Raw genomic sequence first — 15250 nt, 5'->3', positions numbered from 1 at the left:
CACTACGGAAACGACAACTATTTTCCTGACGTCGTCAGTTAATGCTTAACCACCGTACACATCGAACGTGAAGTATTTTTTCGCCAATTTGTCGTAAGTGCCGTCTTTACGCATAGAGTCGAATGCCTTGTTCAAGGCTGCTTTCAAGTCGTCTTCATTTTTACGCAGACCCATACCGGTGCCCACGCCAAAGAATTTATCATCTTTAACCGAAGGACCCGCGAACGCATAGCCTTTACCCGCAGCCTGTTTCAGGAAGCCTTCGCTACCTGCAACTTCGTCCTGGAATGCCGCGTCCAGACGACCTGACGCCAAGTCGGCATAAATCAGGTCTTGGTTTTGGTAAGCAACGACGTTGATGCCTTTAGGCTGCCACGTGCCGTTGGCATAGGCTTCCTGAGTGGAACCCTGCAAAACGCCCACATTTTTGCCTTTCAGTGCGTCAATCGTTGGCAGAATTTTGGAGCCTACCGGCGCAATCAGGCGCGCATTCGCGGCATAAAGTTTTTCGGTAAAATCAATTTCCTGCTGACGTTTTTCAGTGATCGACAGAGAAGAAATAATGGCGTCAATTTTTCTCGCTTTCAGTGATGGGATCAGGGCATCAAAGTCACTTTCAACGTAGGTACATTTAATCTGCGCACGCTTACACATCTCGTTAGCCAAGTCGATATCGAAACCTACCAGCTTACCGCTAGAATCCTTGGACTCGAATGGCGCATAAGTGGGATCCGTACCGATTTTAATTGCTTTTGGCACGGCAGCAAAAGCGCTGCTTGCGCTGGCCAGTACTAACACCAGAGGAAGAACCTTGAACAACTTTTTCATACATTACCCTCAGCCATTAATCGTGCGTTGTTGTTTGTTGTACCCGGTTGCCTAAACAACCCTTTTATTGTTTTGTTACCGGTCTGTGTCGGTAACATTTTCACCACTTTTATTGCTATGCAGTAATTATGCATAAGTTATGCAGTAATCGTGCCGACTTTTCTTTTCTGCTGTTTTAATGAACGACAGGCCCGTAATTACATTCAGATTAGTCTGTAAAACAACCCACTGACCTCGCCGCATCGGATGATTGAAACAGAAATGCACCAAAATAAAACATAAAGAGTTCAATTTTGGTGCATCGTTATCATTCTGTGCAAAATTAGGGCATAAAGGGTTGCAAAAACTCAGTGGCTGCCCTGCCAACGAACAAACAGGTCTTCCGGTAGCTCGATATCAAACTGATCAATGACGCGATTAACGGTCTGATCAACAATATCTTCAACGCTGGTCGGACGATGATAAAACGCAGGCACCGGCGGCATGATAATCGCGCCCAGCTCGGCGGCCTGCGTCATTAAGCGCAGATGACCAAGGTGCAGCGGGGTTTCACGCACGCACAGTACCAGCCGACGGCTCTCTTTTAAAACCACGTCTGCCGCACGGGTCAGTAAACCGTCGGTATAGCTGTTGACGATGCCGGAGAGCGTTTTGATTGAGCACGGCAGAATCGCCATGCCCGCGGTTTTGAAAGAACCGGAAGAAATGCTGGCGGCAATATCACGAGAATCATGAACCACGTCGGCCAAAGCCTGCACGTCGCGTAAATTCAAATCGGTTTCCAGTGCGAGGGTTTGTCGCGCGGCATTACTCATCACCAGATGGGTTTCAACGTCAGCGACTTCGCGTAAAACCTGTAAAAGGCGTACGCCATAAATTGCGCCGCTGGCGCCAGAGATGCCGACAATGAGTCGTTTCATGAAAACTGCCTCAGAAATGACGAACTAAAACGTCAGAAGGTATGAATAATCAGAAGACTTTGCCGGATTGAAAAGCGATTGGCAAGTAACAGAGGAGGGAGTCGCGATATAACGCGAATACCGCCCATTATCCTCCACAACACGAGGAATAATGGGCGGCTTAAAAGGCTGGATTAGCCTTCGTTATGCATTTCGAGATTTTCGGCTTCCTGCTGGCCGCGCAATGCCTGAGCATCGTCGTTACGCAGGGCGTCAAGGTACTCAAGATAGTTTTGATCAACATCTTTAGTGACGTAGATACCGTCAAATACCGAGCATTCAAACTGCTCGATATCCGGGTTTTCTTCTCTTACCGCATCAATAAGGTCGCTCAAGTCCTGGAAGATAAGCGCATCTGCACCAATCATCTGGTTAATTTCGCTGACTTCACGACCGTGAGCGATCAGCTCATTAGCGGTCGGCATATCAATACCGTAAACGTTCGGGAACCGCACTTCCGGCGCGGCCGAAGCGAGGTAGACATTTCTGGCGCCTGCGTCACGGGCCATCTCGACTATCTGCTGCGAGGTCGTACCGCGAACGATAGAGTCATCGATCAGCAGAACGTTTTTATCACGGAACTCGGCGCGGTTGGCGTTAAGTTTACGGCGAACCGACTTAACGCGCTCCTGCTGACCCGGCATGATAAAGGTACGGCCGACGTAGCGGTTTTTAACAAATCCCTGACGATAAGGCTTGTTAAGGATACGAGCGATTTCCAGAGCAATATCGTTAGACGTTTCTGGGATCGGGATAACCGCATCAATTTCCAGGTCTTCCCACTCGCGGGCAATTTTGGCACCCAGCTTCTGGCCCATACGGCGGCGTGCGCTGTAGACCGAAATCTTGTCGATAAACGAGTCCGGGCGAGCAAAATAGACATACTCGAACAGGCATGGATTGTACTGAGGATTCTCGGCACACATGCGCGTAAAGAGTTGGCCTTTCTCGGTGACATAAACGGCTTCACCTGGCGCAACGTCACGCAGGAACTCAAAGCCCAGCGTATCGAGAGCCACGCTCTCAGACGCAACCATGTATTCACAGCGGCCGTCTTCAAGCTCGCGCTTGCCGATAACCAGTGGACGAATACCGTGCGGGTCACGGAACGCCAGCATGCCGTGGCCGATAATCATCGCCACACAGGCATAAGCGCCGCGGATTTTGAGATTCATTGCGGAGACAGCAGCAAAAATGTTATCTGCTTCAAGCGGGTAGTGTTGGAATCTATCCAGCTCGCTCGCAAGGATGTTCAGCAAAATTTCGGAGTCAGACGTGGTGTTTACGTGGCGACGTGCGCCCTCAAACAGTGTACTTCTCAGTTCGTGTGCATTGGTCAGGTTACCGTTGTGGGCAAGCGTAATGCCGAACGGAGAGTTGACGTAAAAAGGTTGAGCCTCTGAAGCGCTGGAACTGCCAGCCGTAGGGTAACGAACGTGACCAAGGCCCATGTTGCCTTGCAGACGTTGCATATGCCGTGCTTCGAATACATCCTTCACCAGGCCATTAGCCTTCCGCAGACGGAAGTTATTGTTGCCATCAATGGTGACGATGCCTGCGGCATCCTGCCCACGGTGTTGTAACACCGTTAACGCGTCATAAATCGACTGGTTTACCGGCATGAAACCGGCGATACCGACAATACCGCACATGTTGTCTTTTCCTCATCAGCGCTGCCAAAGTTAAATATGCTTTGGCAAGAAACTCGACGTGCTCTGCAGGTAGTCAAAGAACCACCTGATGATAGAACTAAAATATGGGATCAACTGAGACTGCTTCCAGTCATCGCCGTGTGAAAAGCTGGTAAACGTATCCAGAAAGAACAGCCCTGCGGAGACGATAAGTACGCCGCGCAGTGCGCCAAAACAGACACCAAGTACCCGGTCGGTTCCCGAAAGTCCGGTACGCTCGACCAATGAGCTAATCACATAGTTTACAATGGCACCTACGATCAACGTCGCGATGAACAAGATACCGATTGCGATCCCGTTTCGAACGACTTCGTCTCCGAAACGTGTGAAATAGACGGCGAGGTAAGGATAATAGTGGCTGGCAACGAAGAAGGCGCACCCCCAGGTTACCAATGATAAGGCCTCGCGAACAAAACCTCGAATCAGGCTGACTAAAGCAGAAAACCCGATAACCGCAATAATGACGTAATCAATCCAAACCATCACTTTATCAATCTCATCCAGGATAAGACCCTTCGTCTCTGCCGCTTAAGCGACAGTTACTCTGGGAAAAACTTGCCCGGCATCCAAATCGCTGCGAATTCTAACAGAAAAAGAAAACGTTTGCGTAGGGGAAATCTGCCGGTCAGCCAAATTATTCATTGCGGTGAAAAAAACATCAATCATCGCAAAAAGATAACAAAATCTTTTAAATAAAAGTTAAATGAAAAGGGCACAGGATGCTTATACCCACGGCAACCTGCAGACAGGTGCCTCTAATCAGAAACACCCCGGCGACCTGGATAACCAAGTGACCGGGGTGATTAAATGCAGCCAACCGCCCTGCACGTTAAAATATAGCGGGTATTTATTTAGCCGAGTACGAACGCACGACGCCACTCAATCCACTGGCATTTTTCAACGCCGGCAGCGACGACTCAAGATTTTGCCTGTTGGCCTCGGGTCCGACGAAGACGCGGGTTATCTGCCCCTGAACCGGCGTGGCCGGAACCGTATAGGCGCGATAGCCTGAAAGACGCAGCTTCGCGACAATCTCGTTCACCTTGTCGGCATTTTTCAATGCACCCAGCTGCACCACGTAAGATTGTCCCACCGGCGCTTTTTCAGCCGCTGCTGGCTTCTCGGGCGCCTGCGGTGTTTCAACCGACTTAGGCTCTACGGGCTTAGACTCTACGCGCTTTGGTTCAACTTTCTTCGGCTCGACGGGCTTGGCCGCTACCGGTTTCGTCTGCGTAGGCCGGGTTGGCTGAACAGTACGCGATTCGACATGGCTCGGTGGCGTCAGGGTCTTGGGCTGAGCTTTCGGCGGCGGCGCGCTTACCGTAGCATCGCCGTCTTCCTCGTCAGCGCCGTCAGCCTGCGCGGCAGCGTGAGCCGCCTCTGCAGCACCGGCATTAACGGCGTCACCCGCCCCTTCAGGAGGTTGAGCCGGTAAAGACTGCGTCACCTGCCCTGTGCTGTCCTGCTCCTGTGCGTCCCCCGGTTTAGGAACCAACGGTATCGAGGCGAACTCATCCTCGTAGTGCTTCTTTTTTCCATCAAGCAGCCCCGGGAGAATGATAACCCCCAGCGCGACCAAAATTACGGTGCCAACCAGACGATTTTGAAACTTACTTGCCACTGGTATTCCCCGTATCCAACGCAGCCATCACATGCGCTACGGTATGAAATGATCCACAGACTATAACAATATCCTGAGTTTCAGCATCCTGCATCGCTTGTCTCCATGCACTCACCACATCGGTGAAAGAAAACGCCTGCGGAAGATGTTCTGTCAACGCTGAGACATCAGCACCGCGAGGCCCTTCAAGTGGCGCGCAGTACCAAACATCAACCTGCGGTTTAAGACAGTCCAACGTTCCGGCTATGTCTTTATCCAATAACATGCCGATAACTGCACGTACTTTTCCGCCCTGCCTTGGCAAATCAGAAAGTTTACCGGCCAAATAGCCCGCGGCGTGCGGATTGTGTGCAACGTCGAGGATAAGCCGTGGCGACGTACTTACCCTCTGAAAACGGCCTGGCAAAGAGGCCTGCTGCAGGCCGGTGCGAATTGCATCTTCGGGAACGTTCAGGTCAGAATAGTGCAGCGCCGCAAGCGCCGTAGCCGCATTGGCCAGCGGAATGTTAGGCAACGGTAAATTTTCGTAATGGGCAGCATCTTCGCCCTCACAGCGCCAGGTCCAATCCGCACTACCGACCTGATAATGCCAGTCGTGGCCTACGCGATGCAGCTGAGCACCCTTTTCGTTAGCCACGTCGGCAATGGTCTGGGGCATGTCAATTTCACCGACGATGGCAGGACGACTCTGGCGGAAGACACCGGCTTTTTCGCGGCCAATGCTTTCGCGGTCGGGACCTAACCAGTCGGTGTGATCGAGGGCAATGCTGGTGACCACAGAAACGTTAGCATCCACAATGTTGGTGGCGTCTAACCTTCCGCCAAGCCCGACTTCAAGAATTACCACGTCCAGCGCGGCCTGCTTAAAGAGCTGCAGTGCAGAAAGCGTACCGTACTCAAAATAGGTCAGCGAGATATCTCCCCGCCCTGCCTCAAGCTGCGCAAACGACCGGCAGTGCTCGGCTTCGCTAAGTTCTTGCCCCTGAATGCGCACGCGTTCGGTGTAGCGAACCAGATGAGGAGAACTGTAAACCCCAACCCGATAGCCGGCGGCCATCAGCACAGCTTCGAGCGTACGGCAGGTGGTGCCTTTGCCATTGGTACCGGCAACGGTGAATACTTTAGGGGCGGGAGTCAGAAGATTCATGCGTGATGCAACGGCACTAACCCGATCGAGACCGAGTTCAATCGCCTGAAAATGGAGATTTTCAAGATAATGAAGCCACGTGACCAAAGGCGACGTGGCTTCAGGAATAAGAGTGTTTTGCATAAGTCCCGCCTAACTTAATCTGTTCAGAATCATTATGAGTCTGAAGGACATGCATTACCGGACTTTACGACAGGCAATGCCCCTTTGTCAGCACTTGCGCACGACGCTGGATACCAGCCTATTTTACTTATTACCCGCACTCATTACCCGAAAAGTGCGGGTAGAGGCGGCAAACAATATTGCCGCCCTTTTCACGCGTACAGGCGATGACTGCAGCCTATCAGGCATCCTGATGATTATCAGCTGAAGCGTCATCTGCTTTAACAACAGGCACTTCGGTGACTTTTGGCTCAGGACGACCGGTCAATTTGGCTAATACGCTGCCCAGTTTGTTACGCAAATCAGGACGACGAACAATCATGTCGATCGCCCCTTTCTCGATAAGGAACTCACTGCGCTGGAAACCCGGCGGCAGTTTTTCACGAACGGTTTGCTCGATAACGCGAGGTCCCGCAAAGCCGATCAACGCTTTAGGTTCTGCAACGTTGATATCGCCAAGCATCGCCAGGCTGGCCGAAACGCCGCCCATCGTCGGGTCTGTCATCACGGAGATGTAAGGCAAACCGCGCTCTTGCAGTTTTGCCAGAGCAGCACTGGTTTTCGCCATCTGCATCAGTGACATCAGCGCTTCCTGCATACGGGCGCCGCCGCTTGCAGAGAAACAAACCAGCGGACAGTTATCTTCCATCGCCTGCTCTACGGCACGAACAAAACGCGCACCGACAACCGAGGCCATAGAACCGCCCATAAAGGCAAATTCAAACGCAGCAACAACGATTGGCATGCCGTACAAAGTGCCTTTCATTACCACCATCGCGTCTTTTTCATCTGTCTCTTTCTGAGCTGCTACCAGACGATCTTTATATTTTTTGGAGTCTTTAAACTTAAGCAAATCTTTAGGCTCAAGCTCACTACCCAATTCGACCTCGCTACCTTCGTCCATAAAGGTGAACAGACGCATACGTGCAGACATACGCATGTGGTGATCACACTTAGGACAAACCATCAGATTGCGCTCGAGTTCAGCGCGGTATAACACCTGACCACAGCTATCGCACTTGGTCCAGACACCTTCTGGAATGCTTGCTTTACGGGTTTGCGAGATGTTGCTTTTATTAAGAATTCGTTCAATCCAGCTCATCGATGACCTTTCTGTTTGAACCTGGCACGCGCCAGTTCGCTGTTCATGCTGTAACAAGTCCCCTGCTTTTACTCAAAAAACCGCCCCCATTAAACCTGATTTTTAATACGGCTATTGCCGTTAGAATCATCAGGCAGGAGGGGTCGCTCGCAGGAACAGACCACAAATGTCGCTCATTAAACCATAAGAGGGCAAGACTGTAGATAAAAAACTGGTCTTACCCTTTGGTTTAATAACTTTAATTTTAAGAAAACACGCTAACGTCAGTACCTGACCTGCGCGTTAGTTTGGCCGCTCGCCTGTTTTACTCGCGGCTTTACGGTGACGGACAACCTCGATAATCGCTGGCAAAACAGAGACAACGATAATGGCGACGATCACAAATTTCAAATTGTTCTGCACAAAGGGTACGTTGCCAAAAAGATAGCCAGCATAGGTTAATAGCAGTACCCAAATCAGGGCACCGATCACGTTATAGGTGGCAAACTGGCGATAAGACATACGTCCCATGCCGGCAACAAAAGGCGCAAAAGTGCGAACAATTGGCACAAAGCGCGCAAGAATAATCGTTTTGCCGCCGTGTTTCTCGTAAAACTTGTGCGTTTGGTCCAAATAACTTTGACGGAAAATTTTTGAATTTGGATTAGCGAACAGTTTCGCACCAAACAAACGTCCGATCGTGTAGTTAACCGCATCACCGATTACTGCCGCAACTACCATCAAAAATACCATCACGTGCACGTCGAGACTGTTGGTTGGCAGTGCGGCAAGCGCGCCAGCCACGAACAGCAGCGAGTCACCCGGCAAGAATGGGGTCACCACCAATCCGGTTTCGCAGAACAGTATCAGGAACAAAATGGCATACACCCATGCGCCATAGTTCGCGACGAGTTCTGTAAGATGCACATCAATATGCAGGATAAAATCAACGATATAGTGGATGAATTCCATGGTATTACCTCAAATGTCCTTTAATCGGCAAGAAACAGCGGGCCCAGTGTAACCTTTGGTAAAGCAAACTTTTCAGGATAATCAACGGCAACAAGATACAACCCTTCAGCTTTGCCGGTCGCAGCGGCGAGATTTCTGTTTTTCGCCGCCAGCAGCTCTGCCATCCAGCTTTCTGGCTGATTGCCAGCGCCTATCTCAACCAGGCTGCCCACAATATTGCGCACCATATGGTGCACAAACGCGTTGGCCTTAATATCCACCACAACATAATTTCCAAAGCGACTGACGTTCAAATGCATCATAAAGCGCCAAGGCGTTCTTGACTGGCACTGCACGGCACGAAATGAGGTAAAGTCATTTTCGCCAAGCAAACATTGCCCTGCCCGCTGCATTTTTTCAACATCAAGCGGCATATGAACGTGCGTTATTCCGTGATTTAAAATTCCGGGACGGTAGCGATGATTGTAAATCACGTAGCGATAACGGCGAGCCGTGGCGCTAAAACGTGCATGAAAATCCTCACTAACGTGACTGACCCAACGTACGGCGATATCTTTTGGCAGATGGGTATTGACCCCCATTGTCCACGCCGCATCTTTGCGAATTATCGGCGTATCAAAATGCACCACCTGACCGGTTGCGCTCACGCCAGCGTCGGTTCTCCCGGCGCACTGCACGGTAATGGGCGCATCGGCAACACGACTGAGCGCCTTTTCCAGACAGGCCTGAATACTGTCAACTTCCTGCTGTCGCTGCCAGCCATAATAACGGCTGCCGTCGTACTCAATCCCCAAGGCAATACGTTCAGCGATAACGGCTGACGGCTGCGCGTCGGAGTTTTGCTCTACAGACATTAGTACCAATACTCCTGGATCAGCTTCTCTGCAGTTTCAACCGCCATCAGGGCGCCGCCAAAGCGAACGTTGTCTGCCACCGACCAAAACTGAATCAGTTCGGGAATACCATAATCATTGCGGATACAGCCAATGCTAAGCGACGAATTACCTGATGCATCGCTGACTTGAGTCGGGAAGTCGTCTTCTTCGCTGAGGTTGATATCGTCGGCGTTTTCCAACTCGCTGCGCGCTTCGTCGGCAGTAATCGGACGCAGCCCTTCCAGATGAACCACCTGCGCATGGCCATAAAACACCGGCGACTGTACGCAGCTTACCGAGATATGCAGACCGTCATCCTGAACCACTTTACGCACTTGATCCACCAGACGACGCTCTTCTAACACGCTGCCTTCGTTATCGTTGAGCAGAGGCAACAGGTTAAACGCCAGCTGTTTGCTGAAAATACCCTCTTCAGCCGGAATGCCGTTAAGCAAACGCGCACTTTGTCCGGCCAGGTCGTCAACCGCGGCCTTGCCCAAGGCTGAAACGGACAGCAGAGAGGTCACGTGAAGACGAGACAGTCCTGCCAGCTCAGTCAGCGGCTTGATGGCGGTCAGCAGTTGGCTGGTGAGGCTATCGGCAACGGCAACAATATTGCGATTACGATAGTGCATCAGCACGTCAGGGTTTACGGAAGGCACCACCAGCGGAATGTCATTTTCCATCGCGAAAAGACCGCTGCTGTCGATAACAAGACACCCCTGATTCGCTGCTTCTTCAGCATACTTTGCCGAGGCGTCTTTACCGGCAACAAAAAAGGCCAATTGCACCTGCGACCAGTCGAACTCGGCGGCGTCACGCACCAGCATACTTTTGCCGTTGTAACGAATGGTTTGTCCGGCGGTGCGTTCGCTCGCCAGTGGGAAAAGCTCACCAACCGGGAACTGACGTTCAGACAGCAGCTCCAGTAACGCATCACCTACCGCGCCAGTGGCGCCAAGCAGCGCGATATTCCAGCCATCAGACATGTTGGTTTTCTCCAAAAATTTCAGACTACAAACTAAAAGGGGCGGGATTGACTCCGCCCTGATAAATAATAATGACAGAAGGATACGGCAGGAACCTTATCGGGACCTTAAGCAACGTCACTGTTAAAGCCGAGCTTTTTCAACAGGCTGGCGGTCTCTTGATTATCACAGTGCACTAGCAGTGAGGACCACTCGCGACGCTCTTCATAAAACTTGCGTAAACGGTCAAACTCGCCGCTCTTGCCGGCTACTCTACGCAGCGGGGCATCATCGCGCCGCACATCATACACTAAGTGCGCCAGACGCAGCAGCTTAGCTTCGGTGAGCTCACCGCGCAGCAGGACTTCACCGAATTCGGGCGCTGGCAGCAGGCTTTCAAGCGGAACCTGCTGCGGCTGGCCGATAAACTGGCTGTAAGCCTCAAAAACTTGCGTAGTGCCGCGCGCTTTGCCCTCAAGGCTGTAGCCCGCGATGTGTGCCGTACCGATGGCAACCTTCTCAAGCAATGCCAAAGACAGTTCTGGCTCGGGTTCCCAAACGTCTAAAACCGCCGTGAGTTCCTTCTCGCCATTCAGCGCGTTCAACAGCGCAGCGTTATCCACCACTTCGCCCCGACAGGCGTTGACAAGAATCGCACCCGGCTTCAGTGCGGCCAGCAGCGACTCGTCAACCAGATGATACGTTTTGTCAGGGCCTGACTGATTCAGCGGAGTATGGAAAGTAAGAATATCAGCCTCGGCCACCAGCTTTTCAAGCGGCCAGAAAGTTTCGCTGCTGTCGTGCTGGGCACGCGGTGGGTCGCAAAGCAGTGTGCGGATGCCGAGCGCAGTCAGGCGGGCATTGAGGCGAGAACCTACATTGCCGACGCCGATAATTCCCACTGTTTTATTACGCAGGGAGAAACCGTCGCGCTGGGCGAGGATCAGCAGTGAAGAAAAGACGTATTCAACCACGGCGATAGCGTTACAACCGGGCGCGGCAGAAAACCCGACGCCGGCCTGCTGCAGCCAGGCATCGTCTACGTGGTCAGTACCGGCAGTGGCGGTACCGACAAATTTTACCGGCGTGCCGCTTAACAGGCTCTCATTGACCTTGGTAACCGAACGCACCATCAGAGCACCCGCCGAAGCCAGCGCGTCTTGAGGTATCGGACGACCCGCAACGGCCTGCACTTCACCCAGGCGGCTAAACAATTCGACCGCATAAGGCATATTTTCATCAACCAGAATTTTCACGCTTTTCTCCGCTTGCCGTGCTAAAAAATGACAGCCATTTTGCCATAGCTGTTCAGCTATCTATATATAGACAGTCAATTAATATTAGCCAGTCAATTATTGTTCCGTGCGAAAACGCTGCGGCGTAGTACCTGAGATTTGAACGAACATAGTAATGAATGCTGACGATGAGCTATAACCGACGTCCAGCGCGACTTCACGCACGCTTTTACCCTGCTCAAGCAGTGAAATAGCGTGCAAAAAACGCAGTCGTTGCCGCCATTCACTGAACGCCATCCCCAGCTCGTCCTGGCAGCGCCGTGAAAGGGTCCGCTCAGAGGTATAGACTCGTTTCGCCCACTCGGCCAGCGAAAGATTATTGGCTGGATCTTTCTCCAGTGCCGATAAAATGGGGGCCAGCAGCTTGTCGTCAGAGCTGGGCAGATAAGTACTCAGACGCGGGCAGACGGCAATTTGGTCCAGCAGCACCTGACTCATGCGTACATCCGATTCGGTGAGGGGCACAGAAAGACCTCGGGAAAAACAGTCTTCGGCGATGGCATTAAAAACCGGCGTAAGATTAAGCAGACAGGGTGTTTTTGGCAGGTCTTTATCAAGATGGGTAGCGATGTCGATGGCATAAAAACGTGTTGTTTTACGGTTGTAGCTTGAGTGAACGGTTCCTGCCGGGATCCACAAGGCAAACTCAGGCGGTGCAAGATAGCGCTGACCCGCGACCTGCATCGCCAACACGCCAGACTTCACACAGATGATCTGGCTCCAACGGTGCGAATGAGAAGCGTATTCGGTATTGGCGCTTACCGTTTCTCCACGAAACAGTAGCGTCTCGGGTGCCAGCGTTGACAAGGGAAAGCTTCGGGCTTCAGATCGCTTACGCCCGGAGGTTGCCCAGTTTTTATTACTATTGCTGTCGCTTTTAGTCGCCATACTTTTGATTGTCACCGCGCCAATGCCGAAATATCAGATTGTCTGATTAACGAAAAAAGATGTCTGGTTATCAGTATATATAAAAAACCAGACAGTATTACACTAGCGGGATAATTCATTGTGGACATTACTTATGAACCTGCTTTTTCCTCTCGTTGCGGTGCTTATCTGGTCGTTAAACGCCGTAGTAAGCAAAGCCGCCGCTGGGGCAATCGACCCTGCCGCCATCTCTTTTTATCGCTGGCTGTTAGCGTTAGTGACGTTAACGCCGTTTATCCTGCCCGGCGTCTGGCGTAACCGCGCGGAGATTAAAAAGTACTGGTGGAAATTTATGATTCTCGGCCTGCTGGGCATGGTGCTGTACCAAAGCCTGGCCTATTACGCCGCTCACACCGTAAGCGCGCTGTTTATGGGCATTATTGCTTCGCTGATACCGCTGCTGACTGTATTAATCAGCCTGGTGGTATTAAGCGTGGTGCCCACGGTAGGAATCGCGCTCGGCAGTATCGTTTCACTGGGCGGCCTGATTTGGCTGGTCAGTTCAGGGCATCCCCAAATGCTGATGCAGCAAGGCATTGGCATGGGTGAACTGATGATGTTTGCCGCTTCGGCGTCCTACGCGTTGTACGGTGTGTTAACCAAGCGCTGGGCCATTCCAGTCCCAAACTGGCAGTCGCTATATGTGCAGATTATTTTCGGCGTTTTGATGCTACTTCCCAATTTCCTTATGGCGAACAACGTAGAATTAAACTCACACAATATACCGCTGGTGCTTTTTGCCGGTATTCCGGCATCGATCATTGCCCCTTTCCTGTGGATTAAAGGCGTACACTATCTCGGTGCCAATTTGGCCACCATTTTTATGAACCTGACGCCGATTTTCACCGCAGTTATTGCCGTGATATTTTTGCATGAACAGTTACATAGTTATCACTTGATCGGCGGCGGTGTCACGCTGGTTGGCGTGATACTGGCGCAGAGATTGCGCACTCCCCTATTTGGTGCACGTAAAGGGACGCAACGGGTGGACCATAAACAGGAAAGTTAACGCAAAGAATCTCTGCTATGGCGGTATTCACGGTGTCGAACGAGGGTAATTATCTGTATGATGTCGCTCTTGTGCGCTCGACGCCGTGTTTAACACCTCTATTGCCCCTGAATTCAACCTGTCGGGGCGGTAAAAACTCTTAGCAAGGACTGGTAATATGCAACCTTTGAGTGGCGAAAGCTCCCCCGATGGCAAGAAGCGGGAACAGCGTAATGCCCAAACAGTCCCTGCCGGAGCAGGTGAAAACCAGCCTCTTACCCCGGCACAGCGCACGAGCCTTGAAAAACTGATCGTCAAGCTGATGGCATTAACTGCCATGAAGTCGCCTGAAATCTGGGCCAATCTGCGTCATGAGCTTGCCCTTCCCCACGACGGCGAACTCACCACCAGTCAGTTTGCTCAGGCCGAATTGCTGTTAAATAATAAGCTGCATCAGGCGCAGGACGGCCACGCATCCCGCCAGCTTCTGCAGCAGCTCACCGAACTGTTGCCGCTGGGTAATAACCGTCAGGCGGTCAGCGATTTTATTCGTCAAAATTTCGGTCACACCGTGCTCAGCCAACTGAGCCACGAGCAGCTTGAAAAAGTGCTGTTATTGATTCAGTCACGTGAAATGACCATCCCACAGCCGCAGTTGACCACCATCATGGACCGTCCCTTACTGCCGGCAGAACACAACAGCCTGCAGCAGTCGGTGACCAAGCTCAGTGCGGCAACCGGTGAGGCGCCTGCCAAAATCTGGCAAGAGCTGTTTATGATGATTGGTGTGAAGGTGGGTGACCCTATTCCGGCCAAACATTTCCCACTACTGGCGCAGTTTGCGCAGGTTAAAATCACCGTCAGTCAGCAAACATCGCCGACGCTAACCAGCCTGCTCAGCGTACTAAAACAACCGGCTACCGAGCAGGAACAGCAGCGTCTGAATGACTACGTTGTCAGCAATTACCATGCAGATACTAATACGCCGCTGCTCACCGCGCAGGTGAATACTTTGATCCGTGTACTTTTCAATCAGCGCGTCAGCAACACCTCACGTCATGAGACGCCAGAAACTCAGGGCGCGAAAAACGTGCGCCCTGAGCCATCAGCCCCCGCGAACGCGCTTATTGTCCTGCTGCCGAAATCGATGCAGCCTAACGGCGGTATGTGGTTAACCCTTATTCTACTGGTCGTACTCGCCTTGCTATTCTGGATTACCCTCTAAGTCTCAATCGCACCCGCAGTCTTCTGCCTGCCAGTTGGCCGGATAAACTCCGGCCTCAGTGCCTTTTGCCTGTGGGTGGCCATCGCGTAGCCAAAAATCCAGCCCGCCTATCAGCTCCTTAACGTGAAACCCTAGCCTGGCAAGTTTGTAGGCGCCTTGCGTCGAGCCGTTACAGCCAATACCGTCGCAGTAGGTGACATACACTTTATCTCTGTCCAAACGGGCCGTGGACTGTTCGTTCATCAACCGATGGGGAAAGCTGACCGCACCGGGAATATGCCCTGCCTGATAATGCTGTTCTGAGCGGGTATCAATCACCACCACCTCGGCGATTTGATGACGTAAATCTTCAGCTACGTCCCACGCATCGGTATAAAAACTCAATTTCGCCTGCAAATACTGCTCGCTGAGGTGAGGTGACGGCGGTGGAAAGGCTAAAACTTTAGATTCTTGCGGCATGCATTTTTCCTTAAAGAAAGTTTTTTGCTGAAAATAGCTTATGAGCTTGTTG

General features: G+C 51.7%; 15 protein-coding genes. 2 read left to right on the top strand and 13 right to left on the bottom strand.

The genetic code is table 11. The features are described 5' to 3' along the window. Positions 1 to 45: 45 nt before the first annotated feature. From GA565_RS07735 to GA565_RS07680, 12 genes are all read right to left on the bottom strand, one after another. Positions 46 to 828, bottom strand: coding sequence for a lysine/arginine/ornithine ABC transporter substrate-binding protein (locus GA565_RS07735; RefSeq protein WP_152197997.1), 783 nt, complete (start codon positions 826 to 828; stop codon positions 46 to 48). 347 nt (positions 829 to 1175) lie between these two features. Next, a complete protein-coding gene (locus GA565_RS07730; RefSeq protein ID WP_055779255.1) occupies positions 1176 to 1748 on the bottom strand; it encodes a UbiX family flavin prenyltransferase in 573 nt (190 codons plus the stop codon). 173 nt (positions 1749 to 1921) lie between these two features. Then, positions 1922 to 3439 (bottom strand): amidophosphoribosyltransferase, encoded by a 1518-nt coding sequence (purF, locus tag GA565_RS07725; protein ID WP_055779259.1) that lies wholly within the window; start codon positions 3437 to 3439, stop codon positions 1922 to 1924. Positions 3440 to 3469: 30 nt separating this feature from the next. After that, positions 3470 to 3961: a colicin V production protein gene (cvpA, locus tag GA565_RS07720; RefSeq protein ID WP_152197996.1), complete on the bottom strand. Its 492-nt coding sequence runs from the start codon at positions 3959 to 3961 to the stop codon at positions 3470 to 3472. Positions 3962 to 4325: 364 nt separating this feature from the next. Further along, positions 4326 to 5099: a cell division protein DedD gene (gene dedD, locus GA565_RS07715; protein WP_152197995.1), complete on the bottom strand. Its 774-nt coding sequence runs from the start codon at positions 5097 to 5099 to the stop codon at positions 4326 to 4328. Then, positions 5089 to 6369 carry a bifunctional tetrahydrofolate synthase/dihydrofolate synthase gene (gene folC, locus GA565_RS07710; protein WP_152197994.1) on the bottom strand — a complete coding sequence of 427 codons (1281 nt, stop codon included), beginning with the start codon at positions 6367 to 6369 and terminating at the stop codon, positions 5089 to 5091. The genes dedD and folC overlap by 11 nt, the downstream gene beginning before the upstream one ends. Before the next feature lie 220 nt (positions 6370 to 6589). After that, positions 6590 to 7510 carry an acetyl-CoA carboxylase, carboxyltransferase subunit beta gene (gene accD / locus GA565_RS07705; RefSeq protein WP_152197993.1) on the bottom strand — a complete coding sequence of 307 codons (921 nt, stop codon included), beginning with the start codon at positions 7508 to 7510 and terminating at the stop codon, positions 6590 to 6592. Positions 7511 to 7792: 282 nt separating this feature from the next. After that, positions 7793 to 8461 carry a DedA family protein gene (locus GA565_RS07700; protein ID WP_152197992.1) on the bottom strand — a complete coding sequence of 223 codons (669 nt, stop codon included), beginning with the start codon at positions 8459 to 8461 and terminating at the stop codon, positions 7793 to 7795. A 20-nt stretch (positions 8462 to 8481) separates the two neighbouring features. Further along, positions 8482 to 9315, bottom strand: a complete 834-nt coding sequence (truA, locus tag GA565_RS07695) for a tRNA pseudouridine(38-40) synthase TruA (protein ID WP_152197991.1) — start codon at positions 9313 to 9315, stop codon at positions 8482 to 8484. Further along, positions 9315 to 10325, bottom strand: a complete 1011-nt coding sequence (locus GA565_RS07690) for an aspartate-semialdehyde dehydrogenase (RefSeq protein WP_152197990.1) — start codon at positions 10323 to 10325, stop codon at positions 9315 to 9317. Before GA565_RS07690 ends, truA begins: the two co-directional genes overlap by 1 nt. Positions 10326 to 10432: 107 nt before the next feature. Continuing rightward, entirely contained in the window at positions 10433 to 11560 is a 1128-nt protein-coding gene (gene pdxB, locus GA565_RS07685) for a 4-phosphoerythronate dehydrogenase PdxB (protein WP_152197989.1), read from the bottom strand. Positions 11561 to 11656: 96 nt separating this feature from the next. Continuing rightward, positions 11657 to 12487 (bottom strand): helix-turn-helix domain-containing protein, encoded by an 831-nt coding sequence (locus GA565_RS07680; protein WP_152197988.1) that lies wholly within the window; start codon positions 12485 to 12487, stop codon positions 11657 to 11659. 133 nt (positions 12488 to 12620) lie between these two features. Between GA565_RS07680 and GA565_RS07675 the strand changes: the two genes are divergently transcribed. Both GA565_RS07675 and flk read left to right on the top strand, forming a co-directional pair. Further along, positions 12621 to 13535, top strand: coding sequence for a DMT family transporter (locus tag GA565_RS07675; protein ID WP_152197987.1), 915 nt, complete (start codon positions 12621 to 12623; stop codon positions 13533 to 13535). 157 nt (positions 13536 to 13692) lie between these two features. Then, entirely contained in the window at positions 13693 to 14739 is a 1047-nt protein-coding gene (gene flk / locus GA565_RS07670; protein ID WP_152197986.1) for a flagella biosynthesis regulator Flk, read from the top strand. A gap of 3 nt (positions 14740 to 14742) precedes the next feature. Here flk and GA565_RS07665 read toward each other — a convergent pair whose 3' ends face one another. Further along, on the bottom strand, positions 14743 to 15198 hold the full coding sequence (locus tag GA565_RS07665; RefSeq protein ID WP_152197985.1) for a rhodanese-like domain-containing protein: 456 nt from the start codon (positions 15196 to 15198) through the stop codon (positions 14743 to 14745). Between the last annotated feature and the right edge of the window lie 52 nt (positions 15199 to 15250).

The sequence above is a fragment of the Rouxiella sp. S1S-2 genome, from assembly GCF_009208105.1.
Taxonomy (GTDB): domain Bacteria; phylum Pseudomonadota; class Gammaproteobacteria; order Enterobacterales; family Enterobacteriaceae; genus Rouxiella.
Note: the sequence above shows the minus strand (reverse complement) of the source record. Positions and strands in the feature narration are given on the sequence as shown.

Coding starts and splice junctions, on each gene's coding strand:
- cvpA (WP_152197996.1), bottom strand. CDS start 3,961: ATGGTTTGGATTGATTACGTCATTATTGCGGTTATCGGGTTTTCTGCT.
- GA565_RS07665 (WP_152197985.1), bottom strand. CDS start 15,198: ATGCCGCAAGAATCTAAAGTTTTAGCCTTTCCACCGCCGTCACCTCAC.
- GA565_RS07680 (WP_152197988.1), bottom strand. CDS start 12,487: ATGGCGACTAAAAGCGACAGCAATAGTAATAAAAACTGGGCAACCTCC.
- GA565_RS07730 (WP_055779255.1), bottom strand. CDS start 1,748: ATGAAACGACTCATTGTCGGCATCTCTGGCGCCAGCGGCGCAATTTAT.
- GA565_RS07675 (WP_152197987.1), top strand. CDS start 12,621: ATGAACCTGCTTTTTCCTCTCGTTGCGGTGCTTATCTGGTCGTTAAAC.
- folC (WP_152197994.1), bottom strand. CDS start 6,369: ATGCAAAACACTCTTATTCCTGAAGCCACGTCGCCTTTGGTCACGTGG.
- purF (WP_055779259.1), bottom strand. CDS start 3,439: ATGTGCGGTATTGTCGGTATCGCCGGTTTCATGCCGGTAAACCAGTCG.
- flk (WP_152197986.1), top strand. CDS start 13,693: ATGCAACCTTTGAGTGGCGAAAGCTCCCCCGATGGCAAGAAGCGGGAA.
- GA565_RS07700 (WP_152197992.1), bottom strand. CDS start 8,461: ATGGAATTCATCCACTATATCGTTGATTTTATCCTGCATATTGATGTG.
- GA565_RS07690 (WP_152197990.1), bottom strand. CDS start 10,325: ATGTCTGATGGCTGGAATATCGCGCTGCTTGGCGCCACTGGCGCGGTA.
- accD (WP_152197993.1), bottom strand. CDS start 7,510: ATGAGCTGGATTGAACGAATTCTTAATAAAAGCAACATCTCGCAAACC.
- truA (WP_152197991.1), bottom strand. CDS start 9,315: ATGTCTGTAGAGCAAAACTCCGACGCGCAGCCGTCAGCCGTTATCGCT.
- GA565_RS07735 (WP_152197997.1), bottom strand. CDS start 828: ATGAAAAAGTTGTTCAAGGTTCTTCCTCTGGTGTTAGTACTGGCCAGC.